At 61.1% G+C, this 17592-nt stretch carries 17 protein-coding genes and 1 pseudogene; 12 read left to right on the top strand and 6 right to left on the bottom strand.

What is annotated here, in order from left to right; genetic code table 11:
* Positions 1-331 precede the first annotated feature (331 nt).
* The 8 genes and pseudogenes from fimA to KHQ24_RS16565 form a co-directional block, all read left to right on the top strand.
* Positions 332-880 carry a type 1 fimbrial major subunit FimA gene (gene fimA, locus KHQ24_RS16600; RefSeq protein ID WP_004205364.1) on the top strand — a complete coding sequence of 183 codons (549 nt, stop codon included), beginning with the start codon at positions 332-334 and terminating at the stop codon, positions 878-880.
* Positions 881-951: 71 nt separating this feature from the next.
* Positions 952-1488: a fimbrial protein gene (locus KHQ24_RS16595; RefSeq protein WP_004205362.1), complete on the top strand. Its 537-nt coding sequence runs from the start codon at positions 952-954 to the stop codon at positions 1486-1488.
* 70 nt (positions 1489-1558) lie between these two features.
* Complete coding sequence (locus tag KHQ24_RS16590; protein WP_369707419.1) at positions 1559-2242, top strand: fimbria/pilus periplasmic chaperone; 684 nt, start codon at positions 1559-1561, stop codon at positions 2240-2242.
* An 81-nt stretch (positions 2243-2323) separates the two neighbouring features.
* Positions 2324-4936, top strand: a complete 2613-nt coding sequence (locus tag KHQ24_RS16585; RefSeq protein WP_004205359.1) for a fimbrial biogenesis usher protein — start codon at positions 2324-2326, stop codon at positions 4934-4936.
* Positions 4937-4946: 10 nt separating this feature from the next.
* Entirely contained in the window at positions 4947-5474 is a 528-nt protein-coding gene (locus KHQ24_RS16580; protein WP_049092673.1) for a fimbrial protein, read from the top strand.
* A 27-nt stretch (positions 5475-5501) separates the two neighbouring features.
* Positions 5502-5987 (top strand): fimbrial protein, encoded by a 486-nt coding sequence (locus KHQ24_RS16575; protein ID WP_072500825.1) that lies wholly within the window; start codon positions 5502-5504, stop codon positions 5985-5987.
* A gap of 17 nt (positions 5988-6004) precedes the next feature.
* Positions 6005-6910: a fimbrial protein gene (locus KHQ24_RS16570; protein WP_004205356.1), complete on the top strand. Its 906-nt coding sequence runs from the start codon at positions 6005-6007 to the stop codon at positions 6908-6910.
* Positions 6907-7557: pseudogene (locus tag KHQ24_RS16565) on the top strand (fimbrial protein); the annotation flags it as partial. The gene KHQ24_RS16570 and the pseudogene KHQ24_RS16565, both read left to right, overlap by 4 nt.
* A gap of 83 nt (positions 7558-7640) precedes the next feature.
* Here KHQ24_RS16565 and KHQ24_RS16560 read toward each other — a convergent pair.
* Both KHQ24_RS16560 and yjdI read right to left on the bottom strand, forming a co-directional pair.
* Entirely contained in the window at positions 7641-7913 is a 273-nt protein-coding gene (locus tag KHQ24_RS16560; RefSeq protein WP_002916201.1) for a GNAT family N-acetyltransferase, read from the bottom strand.
* Positions 7914-7924: 11 nt separating this feature from the next.
* Entirely contained in the window at positions 7925-8155 is a 231-nt protein-coding gene (gene yjdI / locus KHQ24_RS16555) for a 4Fe-4S mono-cluster protein YjdI (RefSeq protein ID WP_004205354.1), read from the bottom strand.
* A gap of 224 nt (positions 8156-8379) precedes the next feature.
* Here yjdI and KHQ24_RS16550 point away from each other — a divergent pair, with 224 nt between their 5' ends.
* The 4 genes from KHQ24_RS16550 to KHQ24_RS16535 are packed head-to-tail and all read left to right on the top strand — an operon-like array spanning position 8380 to position 13073.
* The gene (locus KHQ24_RS16550) at positions 8380-8652 is read left to right on the top strand and encodes a YtcA family lipoprotein (protein ID WP_004205353.1); all 273 of its coding nucleotides are present in this window, start codon (positions 8380-8382) and stop codon (positions 8650-8652) included.
* A gap of 6 nt (positions 8653-8658) precedes the next feature.
* Positions 8659-9684: a multidrug transporter subunit MdtN gene (gene mdtN, locus KHQ24_RS16545; RefSeq protein WP_211777363.1), complete on the top strand. Its 1026-nt coding sequence runs from the start codon at positions 8659-8661 to the stop codon at positions 9682-9684.
* Positions 9685-9696: 12 nt separating this feature from the next.
* A complete protein-coding gene (mdtO, locus tag KHQ24_RS16540; RefSeq protein ID WP_211777362.1) occupies positions 9697-11634 on the top strand; it encodes a multidrug efflux transporter permease subunit MdtO in 1938 nt (645 codons plus the stop codon).
* Positions 11631-13073, top strand: a complete 1443-nt coding sequence (locus KHQ24_RS16535) for an MdtP family multidrug efflux transporter outer membrane subunit (protein ID WP_064150856.1) — start codon at positions 11631-11633, stop codon at positions 13071-13073. Before mdtO ends, KHQ24_RS16535 begins: the two co-directional genes overlap by 4 nt.
* A gap of 264 nt (positions 13074-13337) precedes the next feature.
* Here KHQ24_RS16535 and KHQ24_RS16530 read toward each other — a convergent pair whose 3' ends face one another.
* From KHQ24_RS16530 to KHQ24_RS16515, 4 genes are all read right to left on the bottom strand, one after another.
* Positions 13338-13637: a DUF1889 family protein gene (locus tag KHQ24_RS16530; protein ID WP_004205347.1), complete on the bottom strand. Its 300-nt coding sequence runs from the start codon at positions 13635-13637 to the stop codon at positions 13338-13340.
* 184 nt (positions 13638-13821) lie between these two features.
* Positions 13822-15375, bottom strand: a complete 1554-nt coding sequence (locus KHQ24_RS16525; protein WP_065877949.1) for a peptide MFS transporter — start codon at positions 15373-15375, stop codon at positions 13822-13824.
* Between the two features lie 471 nt (positions 15376-15846).
* Positions 15847-16269, bottom strand: coding sequence for a glutaredoxin-dependent arsenate reductase (gene arsC, locus KHQ24_RS16520; protein WP_160124843.1), 423 nt, complete (start codon positions 16267-16269; stop codon positions 15847-15849).
* 9 nt (positions 16270-16278) lie between these two features.
* Positions 16279-17571 carry an arsenic transporter gene (locus KHQ24_RS16515; RefSeq protein WP_043520911.1) on the bottom strand — a complete coding sequence of 431 codons (1293 nt, stop codon included), beginning with the start codon at positions 17569-17571 and terminating at the stop codon, positions 16279-16281.
* Positions 17572-17592: the final 21 nt, after the last annotated feature.

The raw sequence follows: 17592 nt of genomic DNA, 5'->3' as shown, positions 1-17592 counted from the left end.
ATTACGCACTTTTCCCCACCCTGCCCTCCCGTTGCATTGGCGCGCCTTCGCCAGCGGTATCTCTCTTCCTTTCGCACTCTCGCTAACACCACCAGATTAAATAACCAATAAAACCACATTAAACAGAGTTTAATACCGGTAAACAGGAAGGATTAAACAACGAACAGATCGTTTATCTCAACGAGTCAAAATGGCCCCAATTGTCTCATCGGTTGGGCGAAAACTGTGCAGAGCCGGCAGCCAGACCACTCGGCTGAAATCTGAAATGCCTGGAAGGCACAACGGCTGCCAATCCGGTTCGTTATTTCGACATCGTTCAAAGGAAAACAGTATGAAAATCAAAACACTGGCAATGATTGTTGTGTCAGCCCTGTCTCTGAGCTCCGCGGCGGCCCTGGCCGATACCACCACGGTTAACGGCGGGACCGTCCATTTTAAAGGGGAAGTCGTTAACGCGGCCTGTGCGGTGGATGCCGGCTCTATCGATCAAACCGTCCAGTTGGGCCAGGTGCGTTCCGCGAAGCTGGCCACGGCGGGGAGCACCAGTTCGTCCGTTGGTTTCAACATTCAGCTGGATGATTGCGACACCACGGTAGCAACCAAAGCGTCCGTCGCCTTCGCCGGTACGGCCATCGACAGCAGCAATACCACCGTTCTGGCGCTGCAAAACTCTGCCGCCGGCAGCGCGACCAACGTCGGCGTGCAGATCCTCGACAACACCGGCACGCCGCTGGCGCTGGACGGCGCCACCTTCAGCGCAGCCACCACGCTGAATGACGGCACCAACATCATTCCGTTCCAGGCGCGTTACTACGCCACTGGCGCCGCGACCGCCGGTATCGCGAACGCGGACGCCACCTTCAAAGTGCAGTACGAGTAAGGCAAACATCAGGCAAGGAAGCCATCCGGGCCAGGAGGGCCCGCGCTTAATTTTGCAACCGGGGTGAAACGATGCAGGGAATGAAATCGGGTCTGCTACTGCTGCTGCCTCCGCTGGCGCTGGCCGGTAATCAGTGGAACGTCACGCTGCCGGGGGGCAGCATGCGCTTTCAGGGCCTGATCATGGCCAGTTCCTGCCGCGTCGAAGCCGGCGATCGGCAGATGACGGTCAATCTGGGACAGATCAGCAGTAACCGATTTCACGACGTGGGCGAAGACAGCAACCCGATCCCTTTCACGATTCATTTACAGGATTGCAGTACGGCAGTCAGCCAGCATGTCGGGGTGGCATTTCACGGCGTGGCTGACGGCAAAAACCCCGACGTGCTGTCGGTGGGTGAAGGCCCGGGGATCGCCAGCGGGATCGGCATCGCGCTGTTCGACAGTCACGGCCAGCAGCTGCCTCTCAATCGTCCGCCGGATCGCTGGGTGCCGCTCTACCGCGGACCGACGACGCTAAATTTCGTCGCCAAATATCGGGCGACCGGACGCCAGGTCACCGGCGGCGCGGCCAACGCCCAGGCCTGGTTCTCATTAACCTATCAGTAATCAACCCGCAGACCAGCAGGACAACACCGTGAGCAGACAAGGAGATAATGTGAGAAAAACAGCAACGACGATACGCGGCATACTGACGGGATGTGTGCTTTTCGCCGCCGGCGCGTTGAGCGCCAGCGCGCACGCGGGCGTCGCGCTGGGCGCGACTCGGGTCATCTACCCGGCGGGTCAGAAACAGGTCCAGCTGGCGGTGACCAATAACGACGACAACAGCACCTGGCTTATTCAGTCATGGGTGGAAAATGCCGATGGGCAGCGAGACGGCCGGTTTGTTATCACTCCCCCGCTGTTTGCCATGCAGGGCAAAAAAGAGAATACCCTGCGCATTATCGATGCGACCAATAACCAGCTGCCGCAGGATCGGGAAAGCCTGTTCTGGATGAACGTGAAGGCTATTCCCTCAATGGATAAATCGAAGCTCAGCGACAACACCCTCCAGTTGGCGATTATCAGCCGCATCAAGCTCTACTACCGACCGGCAAAACTGACCCTGCCCCCGGATCAGGCGGCGGACAAGCTGACCTTTAGCCGCAACGGATCGTCGCTAACGCTGACGAATCCAACCCCTTATTACCTGACGGTGACCGAACTGAACGCCGGAACGCGCATTCTGGAAAACGCCCTGGTGCCGCCGATGGGTAAAACCAGCGTCAAGCTGCCCGCGGATGCCGGCAACACCATCACCTATCGCACCATTAACGATTACGGCGCGCTGACGCCGAAAATGAATGGCGTACTGCGTTAAATCTGGTGTGCCCCGCCGCGCGGGCCACGCTGCGCATGACCAGAAGCACTGACAGCCGGGCAACGTCGGACCGGAGGGATTATGTCACATCGAAAATATGGACTGGACCATGGGGGTCGCCGAAGCGCCCGGCGCCTGATTACGCCGGCGCTGACGCTGTGGCTCTGCTCACAGCCGTTCGCCGCGCAGGCGGACCTCTATTTTAACCCCCGCTTTTTAGCTGACGATCCGGCGGCGGTGGCAGACCTGTCGGGATTTGAAAAAGGCCAGGAGGTCCCGCCGGGCACCTATCGCGTCGATATTTATCTCAATAACGGCTATATGACCACCCGGGACGTCACTTTCCAGGCCGATGCGCAAGGCCATGGCCTGTCGCCCTGCCTGACCCGCGGCCAGCTGGCGAGCATGGGGGTGGATACCGGACGGGTGACGGGCATGGCGGCCCTGGACAGTACAGCCTGCGTGCCGCTAACGACGCTCATCAGCGAAGCCACCACCCGCTTCGATGTCGGCCAACAGCGCCTGTATCTCACCGTACCCCAGGCGTTTATGGGCAGCCACGCCCGCGGGTATATCCCGCCGGAGCTATGGGATAACGGCATCACCGCCGGGCTGGTTAACTATAACTTCACCGGCAACAACGTCCATAACACCACCGGGGGCAACAGCCGTTACGCCTATCTGAATCTGCAAAGCGGCCTGAATTTCGGCGCCTGGCGCCTGCGCGATAACAGCACCTGGAGTTACAGCAGCGGCGGCAGCGCGTCATCCAATGAGAACCGCTGGCAGCACGTCAACAGCTGGCTTGAGCGGGACATTATTTCCCTGCGCTCGCGGCTTACCCTCGGGGATAGCTACACCAACGGCGATGTCTTCGACGGGATCAACTTCCGCGGCGCGCAGCTGGCCTCGGATGACAATATGCTGCCGGACAGCCAGAAAGGCTTCGCGCCGGTGATCCACGGGATCGCCCGCGGCACCGCGCAGGTGTCAGTCAAACAAAACGGCTACGAAATCTACCAGAGCACGGTGCCGCCGGGGCCGTTTACCATCGACGATCTCTACGCCGCGGGCAACGGCGGCGATCTGCAGGTCACCATTAAAGAAGCGGATGGCACCCGCCAGGTCTTCAGCGTGCCCTGGTCAACGGTGCCGGTGCTGCAGCGCGAAGGCCATACCCGCTTCGCCCTCACCGCCGGGGAGTACCGCAGCGGCAACAACCAACAGGAAACGCCCGATTTTTTCCAGAGCACGGCCATGCATGGCCTGCCGGCCGGCTGGACCCTGTACGGCGGCACCCAGCTGGCGGACCGCTATCGCGCCTTTAACCTCGGGGTGGGGAAAAACATGGGCTATTTCGGCGCCTTATCGCTGGATATCACCCAGGCCAACGCCACCCTGCCTGACGACAGCGAGCATCAGGGACAGTCGGTGCGTTTTCTCTATAACAAGTCACTGGATGAGACCGGCACCAACCTGCAGCTGGTGGGCTACCGCTACTCCACCCGCGGCTACTATAACTTTGCCGATACCACCTACCGCCGGATGAGCGGCTACAGCGTGGAAACCCAGGACGGGGTTATCCAGGTGAAACCCAAATTTACCGACTACTACAATCTGGCTTACAGCAAGCGCGGTAAGGTGCAGCTGAGCGTGACCCAACAGCTGGGGCGCACCGCCACCCTCTATCTGAGCGGCAGCCACCAGACCTACTGGGGCACCGACGATGCCGATGAGCAACTGCAGGCCGGCCTCAACGCCGCCGTAGACGATATCAACTGGTCGCTAAGCTACAGCCTGACGAAAAATGCCTGGCAGCAGGGGCGCGATCAGATGCTGGCGGTCAACGTCAATATCCCCTTCAGCCACTGGCTGCGTTCCGATAGCCGTTCGGTCTGGCGGCACGCCAGCGCCAGCTACAGCCTGTCGCACGATCTCAATGGCCGCATGACCAATCTGGCGGGCCTGTACGGCACCCTGCTGGAAGACAATAACCTCAGCTATAGCGTGCAGACCGGCTATGCGGGCGGCGGCAACGGCGACAGCGGGAGCACCGGCTATACCGCGCTCAACTACCGCGGCGGCTACGGCAACGCCAACGTCGGCTACAGCCGCAGCGATGGTTTCAAACAGCTCTACTACGGGGTCAGCGGCGGCGTGCTGGCGCACGCCAACGGCATCACCCTGAGCCAGCCGCTGAACGATACCGTAGTGCTGGTGAAAGCCCCCGGCGCCGGCGGCGTGAAGGTAGAAAACCAGACCGGGGTGCGCACCGACTGGCGCGGGTATGCCGTCCTGCCGTATGCCACCGAGTATCGCGAAAACCGGGTCGCGCTGGACACCAATACCCTGGCCGACAATGTCGATCTTGACGATGCAGTGGTCAGCGTGGTGCCTACCCATGGGGCGATCGTCCGCGCCAGCTTTAACGCCCAGGTGGGAATGAAGATTCTGATGACGCTGACCCATCGCGGCAAACCGGTGCCGTTTGGCGCCCTCGCCACCAGCGACAGCAACCAGAGCGGCAGCATCGTCGCGGATAACGGCCAGGTCTACCTGAGCGGGATGCCGCTGGCGGGCAAGGTGCGGGTGAAATGGGGCGATGCCCCGGACGCCCAGTGCGTGGCCGATTATCGTCTGCCGCCGGAGAGCCAGCAGCAGTCGCTCAGCCAGCTGTCCGTCGCGTGTCGCTAAGGAGATGATGATGAGAACACCGCAGTTTCTGCTGAGCGCCCTGCTCGCTCTGTTCGCGCCGCTGGCCTTCGCTGCCGACAGCACGATCGCCATCAGCGGCTATGTGCGCGACAACGCCTGCGCGGTGGCCGGAGAGTCGAAGGATTTCACCGTCGATTTGCAGGACAACGCCGCGAAGCAGTTTTACGCCGTCGGGGCGACGACCCCGCCGGTGCCGTTCCGTATCGTGCTATCGCCCTGCGGCACTTCCGTCACCGCGGTGAAGGTCGGTTTCACCGGCGTGGCGGACAGCGTCAATACCAGCCTGTTAAAACTCGACGCCGGCGCCTCGGCGGCGGCGGGAATGGGGGTGGACATTCTCGACCAGCAGCAGTCCCGGCTGCCTGTCAATGCCCCGTCGTCAGCCATCGCCTGGACCACGCTGACGCCGGGCCAGACCAACATCCTGAACTTTTACGCCCGTCTGATGGCCACGCAGGTGCCCGTCACCCCCGGGCATGTCAATGCGACAGCAACATTCACCCTGGAATTTCAGTAAGTGGAGGCTGAAATGAAATGGACCCACGTGGGCTGGCTGCTGGCCGGCCTGTTAACCGCGAGCCCTTCCCTGCGGTCGGCCGACGTCACCCTTACCGTCAACGGGAAGGTGGTGGCCAGACCCTGCACGGTCTCCACCGTCAATGCCACCGTCGAGCTGGGCGATCTCTACACCTTCAGCCTGATTGGCGCAGGCTCGGCATCGGCCTGGCACAGCGTGGCGCTGGATCTCAGCAACTGCCCCGTCGGTACCTCACGGGTGAAGGCCACCTTCAGCGGAACGGCGGACAGCACCGGCTATTACAAAAACCAGGGGACGGCGGGCAATATTCAGCTCGAATTGCAGAGCGAGGATGGCACCACGCTGAACAATGGCAGCAGCCAGTCGGTACAGGTGGATGAGGCCAGCCAGTCCGCCCGCTTCCCGTTGCAGGTCAGGGCCCTGTCGGTCAACGGCGGCGCCACGCAAGGCACCATTCAGGCGGTGATTAACGTGACCTATACCTACGCCTGAGCCAGGAGAGCATCATGATGAAAAAAATTATCCCTTTATTCACCACCCTGCTGCTGTTGGGCTGGTCGATGAACGCCTGGTCCTTCGCCTGCAAAACAGCCACCGGCGCGACGATCCCCATCGGCGGCGGCTCAGCCAACGTCTACGTTAACCTGACCCCGGCAGTCAACGTCGGGCAAAACCTGGTGGTCGACCTCTCCACGCAGATTTTTTGCCATAACGACTATCCGGAAACGATCACTGACTACGTGACCCTGCAGCGCGGATCCGCCTATGGCGGTGTGCTGTCAAGTTTCTCTGGCACCGTGAAATATAACGGCACCTCTTACCCCTTCCCGACCACCACGGAAACGGCGCGGGTGATTTACGATTCCCGGACCGATAAGCCCTGGCCGGCCGTCCTGTATCTGACGCCGGTCAGCACCGCCGGCGGGGTGGCGATCACCGCAGGATCGTTAATCGCGGTGCTGATCCTGCATCAGACTAACAACTACAATAGCGACTCCTTCCAGTTCATCTGGAATATCTACGCCAATAACGACGTGGTGGTCCCCACCGGCGGCTGCGATGTCTCCGCCCGCGATGTCACCGTCACCCTCCCCGACTACCCGGGCTCCATGGCCGTGCCGCTCACCGTGCACTGCGCGCAGAGCCAACAGCTGGGGTATTACCTCTCCGGCGCCACCGCGGACAGCGCTAACGCGATCTTCACTAACACCGCCTCCGCCTCGCCGGCGCAAGGGATAGGCGTCCAGCTTACCCGCAACGGCAGCGCCGTGCCGGCGAACAGCACTGTCTCACTGGGCACCGTCGGAACCTCGCCGGTCAATCTCGGCCTGACGGCGACCTACGCCCGGACCACAGGCCAGGTCACCGCCGGCAACGTGCAGTCGATCATCGGCATTACCTTTGTCTATCAATGATGACCGAGTACATCCTCTCTCCCTGCTCGCTGGCCGCCCGTGGGTTGAGCCAGCTGATGCACAACGCGGGGAAGCGGCCCGTCGTGCTGCCGGTGGAGGGCGTCTCTCTGCGGGAGCTGGCCGCGGTGAAGCGGATCGTGGTCTTTCTTCCTGACGATCCCCTGTGGATGCTCACCACACTGCGCCAGGCGGCCAGGCTGCTCGACCAGGCATCACGCCCGTTGCCGATGCTGATGCTTAGCCGCAGCCCGGCCATCTGGCTGTGGCGAACGCTGCTTTATCAGGTGAGCCATCCGGATCGTTTGCGCAACGTCCATGCCGCTCCTGCCGACCTCCCCTGCGCGCAACTGATCCATCGGCTGAAGAACGCGCCGCGGCTTGAACGCCTTGCCAGTGAAGCCGCCCTGATCCACCGAAAACGGGCCGCCGGTTTAAGTCATGCCGAGCTCAAAGCGCTCCTCGCCCTGCTGCAAGGGCAGACGATAGGCGAGCAGTCGCAACGTCTCGGATTGAGCCAGAAAACGCTCTACGCTCAGCGGCTGGCGGGGGTGAAAAAGCTGGTGGAATATCACCCGCATCTGGCCCCTCGCTTTCCGCACAGGCAGCCGCCTCGTTCATCAGCAAACTCACGGTCGGCGTTTGTACAGGCATGAGGGGAAGCGATGAGTGACTAAAGGCGTGGATTCGCTGGCGAGAGAAAAGCGCACCGGTTTACACCGGTGCCGGTACGTCAGGCGCGAATATCGTCGTATTCACGGGTGTTATCGAATTCATGTTTGGCAAACGGGCAGAGAGGAATAATCTTCCGCTGCTCCTGGCGCATTTTTTCCACCACCTTCGCCACCAGCTGTTTCCCCACCCCCTGGCCTTTCAGGCTGGGATCGACATCGGTATGTTCGATAATGCTGAGGTGTTCGCCGGTGGGAACAAAAACAATCTCCGCGACCTGGTTACCCTGCGCGTCGTTAACATAAAATTTGTTGTGCCCTTCCAGTATTTCCATCTTCTCCTCGCTTATTTATGACGATATTGCAGCGCGCCGCTCGGGCAGGTATCGATCACCTTCACCACCGTCGCGACATCTACTTCATCCGGGATGATCCACGGCTTACGCTTGAGATTGAACAGCTTCGCGCTGCCGCGCACGCAGTTCCCGGAATGCTGACAGATCGCCGTATTAAAGTAGACGTCGATTTTCTCCCCGGTGTAGGCCCGGTAGCCGGCTTCCAGTAATTCCTTATCCATGACATTGCCTCGGTCTTGTTTTATGACTTTCAGGCTAAGCATAGTCCTCCGCTTGACGGCTGACTATGCGCAAGTCGGTAATGGGCGTGAGGAGAGCGATTTGGCGCATCCTCCCCCTCTCCCGGCGCGCAAGGATCCCGCAGTCAACGAACGGTTGACTTTCATTCCCGCAACGAGGCGATTACACTCATGACACACTGGTAAGAGCACTCAGGGATGTTCCATTGAATCATATTGCCACCATAGCCCGCCCAGCGCGGCTACTGCTCGTCTTGCCGCTGACCGGCTGCTCACTCTCACCAGCGATCCCGGTACTGGGCGCCGCATTCCCCGGCTGGTTTTTCTGCTTGTTGGGCGGGGCGTTTTTACTGATCCCCTGCCATATCCTGATTACCCGTAAAGGCTGGCAGCCTCGCTTTTCTCCCCTGGTCTTCAGCTATGTCGCGCTGATGTTCCTGTTCGCCACACTGCTGTGGTTTCTGTTTTTTGTTCACTGATCGCTTATGACTACTTCCCGCACTCCCCTGTTACGCAAGAAATGGCCTCTGCTGGCGCTGGTCCTGGCCTCCATCCTGGCGTTGATCCTGGTTATCTGGCAGTTGCAAACGTCGCCAGAGACCAATGACGCCTATGTCTACGCCGATACCATCGATGTGGTGCCCGAGGTCAGCGGGCGCATCGTGGAGATGCCCATTCGCGATAACCAGCGGGTGAAAAAAGGCGATCTGCTGTTCCGCATCGACCCCCGCCCCTATCAGGCGATGCTCGATGACGCGAAAGCGCGGCTGACGACCCTCGACGCGCAGATTATGCTGACCCAGCGCACCATCAAAGCGCAGGAGTATAACGCCCAGTCGGTGGCGGCCGCCGTCGAGCGCGCCAGAGCGCTGGTCAAGCAGACCACCTCCACGCGCATCCGCCTTGAGCCGCTGGTGCCGCAGGGGTTTGCCTCGCAGGAAGATCTCGATCAGGCGCGCACCGCCGAGAAAGCGGCGCGGGCGGAGCTGGAGGCCACGCTGCTGCAGGCCAGACAGGCCTCGGCGGCTGTGACCGGCGTGGATGCCATGGTGGCGCAACGCGCCGGGATCCTGGCGCAAATCGCCCTCGCCGAACTGCATCTGGAATTCACCGAAGTGCGCGCGCCGTTCAACGGCGTGGTGGTGGCGCTGAAAACCACCGTCGGCCAGTACGCTTCGGCGCTGAAGCCAGTCTTCACCCTGCTGGATGACGACCGCTGGTATGTGATCGCTAACTTCCGCGAAACCGACCTGAACAACGTGCACCCTGGGGTGGCGGCGCGCATCACCGTGATGACCAACCACAACCGGACCTTTAACGGGGTGGTGGATTCGGTCGGCTCCGGCGTCCTGCCCGAAGGCGGGAGCGTCATCGAAGGCCTGCCGCTGATCCAGAAAAGCATTAACTGGGTCCACGTCTCGCAGCGCTTCCCGGTGAAAATCGCCGTCAGCGATCCCGATCCGAAACTGTTCCGCATGGGCGCCTCGGCCAGCGCCGTGCTGCAGCCGTAGCCGGGCGACGCGATGTTTCCTCTCGCCCATTTTTTACGCCAGGAACTGCGCGACGCACCGGGACGCGCCAGCTACACGCTGCGCCTGACGCTGAGCTGTGCGGTGCTCATCACCCTGTTCATGACCCTGCAGATCCCCTTTCTGGCCGTCGCGCTGATCGTCGTGTTCTACGTCAGCCAGCCTAACGTGTTGATGATTAAGTTAGTCAGCGTGGTCTTTTTTGTCACCGTCAGCGTGGCGCTCGGCGGCGTGCTGCTGATCATCAAGTGGACCTATGACTACCCGCTGATCCGCCTGGCGGCCTCCGTGGCGCTCTTTTTCTGCGCCATCTATCTGATGCGGGTGCTGGGCAAGCTGGGACTGGCCTTTTTCGTGGTGGCGCTGGCGGTGATTTACGCCCAAACCTTCCCGTCGATGACCAGCCAGAGCGAAATCCTGGTGCGGCTGCTGCTCTGGCTGTGGGTGGCGATTAACACCGCGATCCTCGTCACTCTGCTGGTCAACGCCTGTTTTCAGCAGGCCTTTCCCGGCAACCAGTTTAAGGCGCGTCTGGCGGAGATGCTGCAGGCGGTCGCCAGCCGGCTGGCAGACCCGGACGCTGAAGCGCCACCGACCTTCGGCGAGACCGCCGCGCAGTTCAACCAGCTGCAGTCGCTGTTCGCCCAGGCCAGCCGGGCGACGCCGGAGATCGCCGCCGATCCCCAGGCCTGGCGCTCGCGGCTGGCCGCCACCCTGCGCTGCTACCAGCTGGCGGCGCTGCTGCAAGCGGACGAGGCCGATAGCGACGATCGCCTGCGGCTGTCGCAGGCGGTGCTGCAGCTGAAGAGTGCCCTCAGCGAGGGGCCGTTTGACGGCGCTATTCCTCCCCTGGCGCTCAGCGGCCGCGGCGTCAATCGCGCCGTTCTGCAGGAGATGGTAGCCCTTCTGCAGCGGCTGGCCCTGGGTGAGCCCGTTGCTCTGCCGCAGGGCGAGGTGGAGAAGCCGCCCCTGCTGGCGCCGGACGCCTGGCGCAACCCGGCGTATCTCCATTTTGCGCTCAAGACCCTGCTGGCGACGCTAATCTGCTATGTCTTCTATACCGCTGCCGACTGGCAGGGACTGCATACCATTATGCTGAGCTGCGTGATCGTCGCCCAGCCCGGGCTGGGCGCCACGATGCAAAAGACGTGGCTGCGCATCGGCGGCGCGCTGTTCTCCACTCTGCTGGCGCTGCTGTTAATCGTTTTTGTCCAGCCCTGGACCGACTCGCTGTCGGGGCTGCTGGCGATGTCCCTGCCAGTGCTGGCGCTGGCGGCCTGGATTGCCGCCGGTTCGGAGCGTATCGCCTACGCCGGGATCCAGATTGGCTTCACCTTTGCGCTGGCCTTCCTCAGCTGGTTTGGTCCGCTGACTAACCTCACCGAGCTACGGGACCGTGTGCTGGGTATCCTGCTCGGGGTGCTGGTCTCCTCCATTGTCCATTTATATCTCTGGCCGGACAGCGAAGCGCCGCAGCTGAAATCGCGCCTCGCCGGACTCTATCGCCGGCTGGCGGACTGCCTCGCCGCCCCGCACGATGCGGTGCCGCTGGCCCCTCTGTTTGTCGCCTTCACCGACAGCGAAGCGCTTATCCATCGGGTTCGCGCCGAACCGCTGGGCACGTATGCCCACCCCTGGCCCCAGGCGAAAAACTGGCCGATGCGCGCCACCCTCGCCCGGGCCGAGGAGATCGCCCGCCTCAGCGAAGGATACCGGCTCAACGCCGCGCCAGGAGACCCGACCCTGACCAGCTGCGCCGAACAGCTGCGGCGCTACGCCGAACGTATCGAACAGGAGGCAACGGCCCCTGCCGAACCGCTGGCCACCGACCTGACTAACCCCTTTGGCCCGGCGCTGGCCGCCGCGCTGGCCACCCTGCCCGACTGGGGCCCGACACCGATAGCGACTGAGCAACAGGCTAAAACGTCATGATGATCCTTCCTTTCTCCGCGCGGCTGCGCGGCACTCTCCTTACCCTGACGCTGCTCAGCGGCTGCGCGCTGATTCAGGACGAGCCTGCCCAGGTCGCCATCGTCAATCCGCAGCAGGCCCAGCTGGCGCAGGTGATCCACCTGGCGAACAGCAACTGGCCGGCAGCCCGCTGGTGGGAGGCCTACGATGACCCTCAGCTCAATATGCTGATCAACCGGGCGCTGCAGAATTCGCCGACCATGCAGGCCGCCCGGCTGCGCATCTCCCAGTCGCAGTCTACGGTGGAACTCGCCCAGTCGGCGATGGGCCTGCAGGCCACCGCCGTCGCGGCGCAAAACCGCCTGCGGATCACCGACAAATCCTTTAGCTGGCCCTACTCCTACTCCCTGCCGGTGGATAAGAACGGTCCGTGGTATACGCTGAACACCGTTGGCGTCGGGGCGCAGCTGAATATCGATCTCTGGGGAGCCGATCGCGCCCGGGTCGCCGCCGCCATTGGCGAGAAAAACGCCCGGCTGGCGGAGACCGCCGGCATTGAGCTCGACATCGCCAGCAGCGTGGCGCAGCTCTATTTCGCCATGCAGGCGACATTCCAGAAAATCGCGCTGCTGCAGGAGCTGGAGAGCATTGCCCAGTTCTCGGTGGCGGCCCACGAGCACCGGACCCAACGCGGTGTGGAGGATAGCGTGGACGTGGCCAACGCCCAGGCCGAACAGCTCGCCGCCCGCCAGCAGATCATTAGCGCCGAGGGGATGCTGACCCAGTATCGTGAAACCCTGCGGGCGCTGATCGGCGCCGATGCGCAAAGCATGCCGGCGATCCATCCGGTAGCGCTGCCTGCGCTCCAGGAGACGCTGCCGCCGTCGCTCTCTTTCGAGCTGCTGGCCCGCCGCCCGGACCTGCAGGCGCTGCGCGGGTACGTGACCGCCTCCCTGAGCCAGGTCGACGCGGCGAAAGCGGCCTTCTATCCCCATTTTGATATCAAAGCGTTCTGGGGCTATAACGCCCTGAGCGTCGGGGATCTGTTTAAGTCCTCTTTCCAGCAAATCAACCTGCTGCCCGGGCTCTATCTGCCGATCTTCGACGGCGGTCGTCTGAACGCCAATCTGCAGTCGGTGCGCACCGCCAGCAATATTCTGATCAAACAGTACAACCAGGCGGTGCTGGACGCGGTTCGCGATGTCGCCATCAGCTCCAGCCAGCTTAACGACCTGAATCAGCAGCGTGCGCTGCAGCAGCTGAAGGTCACCGCGGCGCAGACCACCACCGACAGCGCTCGCGCCCATTATCAGCGCGGCCTGCTCAGCCGCTACGCCGCCGAAGAGGCCCGACGGGCGGTTCTTGCCCAGCAGTTGTTGCTGCTGGACATTGAGGCCCAGCGGCTGAGCACCGACATTACCCTGATCAAAGCCCTGGGCGGCGGCTACCGCGGCCAGTAACAAAAATGCCTTCCCCGGAGGGGAAGGCATTCAGACTGCAGCCAAAGGGCAATCTTCAGGGATTGCCCGGTGGCGCTGCGCTTGTGCGGGCCTACAGCCAACCGCATAACGGTTTGATATTGCTGCCTTTCGTAGGCCGGGTAAGGCGAAGCCGCCACCCGGCAGAAAGGCGGGCACAATAACCAAACAGGTTTGTCATCAGCAAGAATGCCTTCCCGGATGGGGAAGGCATTTAACAGAAGACGCGGGATTGATGCGCGGCGATTACACCAGGGCGCGCAGCTCTTCGCGCATGTAGGTGGAAAAGAATTCCGGATGCTTAATCACCAGCCGTTCGCCGGCGGCGACCCGTTCAGCCCACTCCGCCACTTTGTCGGTAAACCCGGCGCTCCAGCCCTGCTGCTGACCGCGCTCAGCGACATCAGCCGGGCTGGCTGGCACGCCCAGTTCTTTCAAATATTTGAGAATTCCCTTCGCGGTACTTTCATCCATAGACTGTGGTACTGGCTCAGACGTATTCATACCACCAATGAAATCCAATGCTTTATCAATGACTGCTGGCATAGGTGTGTCCTTATATTAACCACATAGTAAACCTGACTACACTATGGACCGGAAAGCGACGTGATTTCAAAGAACACGCTCACGTTATGGGACATCGCGCATTCAGAAAAGGGGATTTTGCACAGCTGAGGCGGGGGTTGGACAAAAAACAAGCCGGTCCCGGGGGACCGGCCTGCGGATCGCGTCAGGCGTTGCTGACGGATTTTTGCGCGGCGCTGGACTGACTGTTCTCCAGCATCCGGCGGACCGGGACAATCAGCACGGCCAGTACGGCGGCGCAGATCAGCAGCGCGATAGAGCAGCGGGCAAAGAGGTCCGGCAGCAGCGACAGCTGATCGGCCTTCACATGACCGCCAATCAGCCCCGCCGCCAGGTTACCCAGCGCGCTGGCGCAGAACCACAGCCCCATCATCTGGCCGCGCATTCTCTCCGGCGCCAGCAGGGTCATGGTCGCCAGACCAATCGGGCTCAGGCACAGTTCGCCGAGCGTCAGCATCAGGATGCTGCCCACCAGCCACAGCGGCGACACACCAGCCCCGCCGTTGTTCAGGACGTTCTGCGCCGCCAGCATCATCAGGCCAAAGCCCGCCGCCGCGCACAGGATGCCAATGACGAATTTGGTCATACTGCCTGGACGGACGTTTTTGCGCGCCAGCGCTGGCCACGCCCAGCTGAAGACCGGCGCAAGCAGAATGATAAACAAGGCGTTAATCGACTGGAACCAGACCGCGGGGATCTCAAAACCGCCGATCATCCGGTTGGTGTAGTCGTTAGCAAACAGGTTGAAGGAGGTCGGTTTCTGTTCAAACGCGGACCAGAAAAAGGCCGCCGAGACCAGCAAAATAAAGCATACCAGCAGGCGCGCCCGCTCTTTACGGCTCAGGCCGGCGAAGACGAACAGCCAGATGAAATAGAGCGCCACGGAGGCAGCAATCACATAGACCAGCACGCTGGCCACCGCCACCGGGTTAATCACGATCGTGCCCAGGCTAATGAGCGTGACCAGCACCGCCACTCCCAGGGCCAGCGCCAGCAGCCACGCCCCAACGCCATTCTTTTTAGCCACCGGGCTGTTCCAGGTGGAATCGAGGCCAACCTCCGCGTCATAGCGCTTCATCGACGGTACGGCAAAGAGACGGAAAATGATCAATGCCACCAGCATCCCGATCCCCCCGATGCCGAAGCCCCAGTGCCAGCCATGGGATTTAATCAGCCAGCCGGAGATTAACGGCGCGATAAACGAGCCGATGTTGATCCCCATGTAGAACAGCGAAAAACCACCGTCGCGGCGCGCGTCGCCTTTTTTATACAGGGTACCGACCATCACCGAGATACAGGTTTTAAACAACCCGGAACCGAGGACGATAAACATCAGGCCGATAAAGAACAGGTCGTTGCCCAGCCATGCCGACAGGGCGATCGACAGGTGCCCGAGGGCGATAAGAATCGAGCCGTACCAGACGGCGCGCTGCTGGCCTAGCCAGTTATCCGCCAGCCAGCCGCCCGGCAGCGCGGCCAGATACATACTGCCGGCAAAAATCCCGACGATCGCCGAGGCGTTCTCCCGCGCCAGCCCCATCCCGCCGTCGTAAACCGTCGCCGCCATAAACAGGATCAGTAAGGGACGGATCCCGTAAAACGAGAAACGCTCCCACATTTCAGTGAAGAACAGGGAGCCCAGCGGATAAGGATGGCCGAAAAAGGTACGGCTTTCGTTTTTATTAACAGAGGAATGCATAAATTCTCCAGAAAAGGTGCGCCGCAGCGCAAGTTAACCGTATAAAGCGGGCTGACGATTTATAATTTGTTTGTCTTAACATCAGATACGAGCATTTTTAACCATTTGATAACCATGCAGTGGTTTTGTCCAGCCCCTTACCGTTCCTTTTTAGATGAAAAGTCGACAAACATCTAGTTTTATAGATTTAATGTTCGCAAAAACGTAAACAACGTTGACATTATGCCATTGTGCAGAATACATAATTTTATTTATTAAAAACAGTAAGTTGATTGATTAACAAAGGACAAAAACCGTCGGTGCGGGCAGGGCATATAACGACAGGAAAAGTAAGGGAAACGGGCCGGAGGAGGCAGAAATAGCGCTAAGGGAGAATATTGTTAAACCATCCAGGTGCTACCCCCGGAGAGCCAACCGTGCGGCAGGATTTACAAGGCTTGCCGGCTGCTATAGCCGGCGCCATTTTGCGCGCTATTTTACACGCTGCCCCGCCCGATCAATGACTCGCTCACCGTCTTCCTTCACGAAGGCGCCTTTTTGCGGCGCCGGCAGGATCTCCAGCACCACCTCTGACGGGCGACAGAGTCGGGTGCCCCGCGGCGTCACCACGATCGGACGGTTAATCAGGATCGGATGCTGGAGCATAAAGTCGATTAACTGGTCATCTGTAAACCGGTCTTCCGCCAGGCCCAGCGCATCGTAGGGTTCGACGTTTTGCCGCAGCAGCGCCCGCACCGGGATCGCCATCGCGGCGATCAGCTGGCGCAGCTCATCGCGCGACGGCGGCTTCTCCAGATAATAGATAATGGTGGGCTCAGCGCCGCTGTTGCGGATCAGTGCCAGGGTATTACGCGAGGTGCCGCATTCAGGGTTATGGTAAATGGTGATGCTCATAGTACGTTCTCATGGCTGATTGAAGGAGAGACGCAGCGCCAGCGCGGCCAGCGTCACAAGCAGCACCGGTAGGGTCATGGTGATGCCGCAGCGGAAATAATAACCCCAACCGATGGTGATGTGCTTCTGCGTCAGCACATGCAGCCAGAGCAGCGTGGCCAGGCTACCAATCGGCGTGATTTTCGGCCCCAGATCGCAGCCGATGACGTTGGCATATATCATGGCCTCTTTGATCGTCCCTGTTGCCGCGCTGCCATCAATCGACAAGGCGCCGACCAGCACGCTGGGCATATTATTCATGATCGAAGAGAGGAAGGCCGACAGGATACCGGTGCCCAGCGTCGCGGCCCACAGCCCGCGCTCCGCCAGCATGTTCAGAACCGTGGTCAGATAATCCGTTAATCCGGCGTTTCGCAGGCCATACACCACCAGATACATCCCCAGCGAGAAGATCACAATCTGCCATGGGGCGCCGCGCAGCACCTTGCCGGTGTTAATCACCCGCCCGCGCTTCGCGACAGCAAACAAGATCCCCGCTCCCGGCGCCGCGATGGCGCTGACCGGGATCCCCAGCGGGTCAAGAACGAAAAAGCCGACCAGCAACAGCAGCAGCACGCCCCAGCCGGTGCGGAACGTCGCCGGATCTTTTATCGCCGTGGCCGGCGCTTTCAGTAACGCCATATCCCAGGCGGGTGGGATATCCTTGCGAAAGAACAGGTGCAGCATCGCCAGGGTGGAGAGGATTGCCGCGAGATCGACCGGCACCATCACCGAAGCGTACTCCCTGAAGCCAATGGCAAAGAAATCTGCCGACACGATATTCACTAAATTCGACACCACCAGCGGCAGGCTGGCGGTATCGGCAATAAACCCGGCTGCCATGACAAAGGCCAGCATCGTTCCCTTACTGAACCCCAGCGCCCGCAGCATGGCAATCACGATGGGCGTGAGGATCAGCGCCGCGCCGTCGTTGGCAAACAGCGCCGCCACCGCCGCGCCGAGAAGGATAATCCAGGTAAACAGCAGACGACCCCGCCCTCTTCCCCAGCGGGAAACGTGTAGCGCGGCCCATTCAAAAAAGCCGGACTCGTCGAGCAGCAGGCTGATAATGATCACGGCGATAAACGTGGCGGTGGCATTCCAGACGATATGCCACACCACCGGGATATCGGCTATCTGTACGCCACCGGTGACCAGCGCCAGCGCCGCGCCAAAGGCCGCGCTCCAGCCGATCCCTACCCCCCGCGGCTGCCAGATCACCAGCACCAGGGTCAGGACAAAAATCGCACCTGCCAGCAACATCGTTCCTCCACCAATCACATT

This window comes from Klebsiella sp. 54 (assembly GCF_018223875.1).
Classification (GTDB): domain Bacteria; phylum Pseudomonadota; class Gammaproteobacteria; order Enterobacterales; family Enterobacteriaceae; genus Klebsiella; species Klebsiella quasipneumoniae.
Note: the sequence above shows the minus strand (reverse complement) of the source record. Positions and strands in the feature narration are given on the sequence as shown.

Bases quoted from the DNA above. Each gene is read 5' to 3' on its own strand.
- KHQ24_RS16595 (WP_004205362.1), top strand. From the start codon at position 952: ATGCAGGGAATGAAATCGGGTCTGCTACTGCTGCTGCCTCCGCTGGCG.
- fimA (WP_004205364.1), top strand. From the start codon at position 332: ATGAAAATCAAAACACTGGCAATGATTGTTGTGTCAGCCCTGTCTCTG.
- arsC (WP_160124843.1), bottom strand. From the start codon at position 16,269: ATGAGCATCACCATTTACCATAACCCTGAATGCGGCACCTCGCGTAAT.
- KHQ24_RS16570 (WP_004205356.1), top strand. From the start codon at position 6,005: ATGAAAAAAATTATCCCTTTATTCACCACCCTGCTGCTGTTGGGCTGG.
- KHQ24_RS16585 (WP_004205359.1), top strand. From the start codon at position 2,324: ATGTCACATCGAAAATATGGACTGGACCATGGGGGTCGCCGAAGCGCC.
- KHQ24_RS16580 (WP_049092673.1), top strand. From the start codon at position 4,947: ATGAGAACACCGCAGTTTCTGCTGAGCGCCCTGCTCGCTCTGTTCGCG.
- KHQ24_RS16515 (WP_043520911.1), bottom strand. From the start codon at position 17,571: ATGTTGCTGGCAGGTGCGATTTTTGTCCTGACCCTGGTGCTGGTGATC.
- KHQ24_RS16535 (WP_064150856.1), top strand. From the start codon at position 11,631: ATGATGATCCTTCCTTTCTCCGCGCGGCTGCGCGGCACTCTCCTTACC.
- mdtN (WP_211777363.1), top strand. From the start codon at position 8,659: ATGACTACTTCCCGCACTCCCCTGTTACGCAAGAAATGGCCTCTGCTG.
- KHQ24_RS16530 (WP_004205347.1), bottom strand. From the start codon at position 13,637: ATGCCAGCAGTCATTGATAAAGCATTGGATTTCATTGGTGGTATGAAT.
- mdtO (WP_211777362.1), top strand. From the start codon at position 9,697: ATGTTTCCTCTCGCCCATTTTTTACGCCAGGAACTGCGCGACGCACCG.
- KHQ24_RS16560 (WP_002916201.1), bottom strand. From the start codon at position 7,913: ATGGAAATACTGGAAGGGCACAACAAATTTTATGTTAACGACGCGCAG.
- yjdI (WP_004205354.1), bottom strand. From the start codon at position 8,155: ATGGATAAGGAATTACTGGAAGCCGGCTACCGGGCCTACACCGGGGAG.
- KHQ24_RS16525 (WP_065877949.1), bottom strand. From the start codon at position 15,375: ATGCATTCCTCTGTTAATAAAAACGAAAGCCGTACCTTTTTCGGCCAT.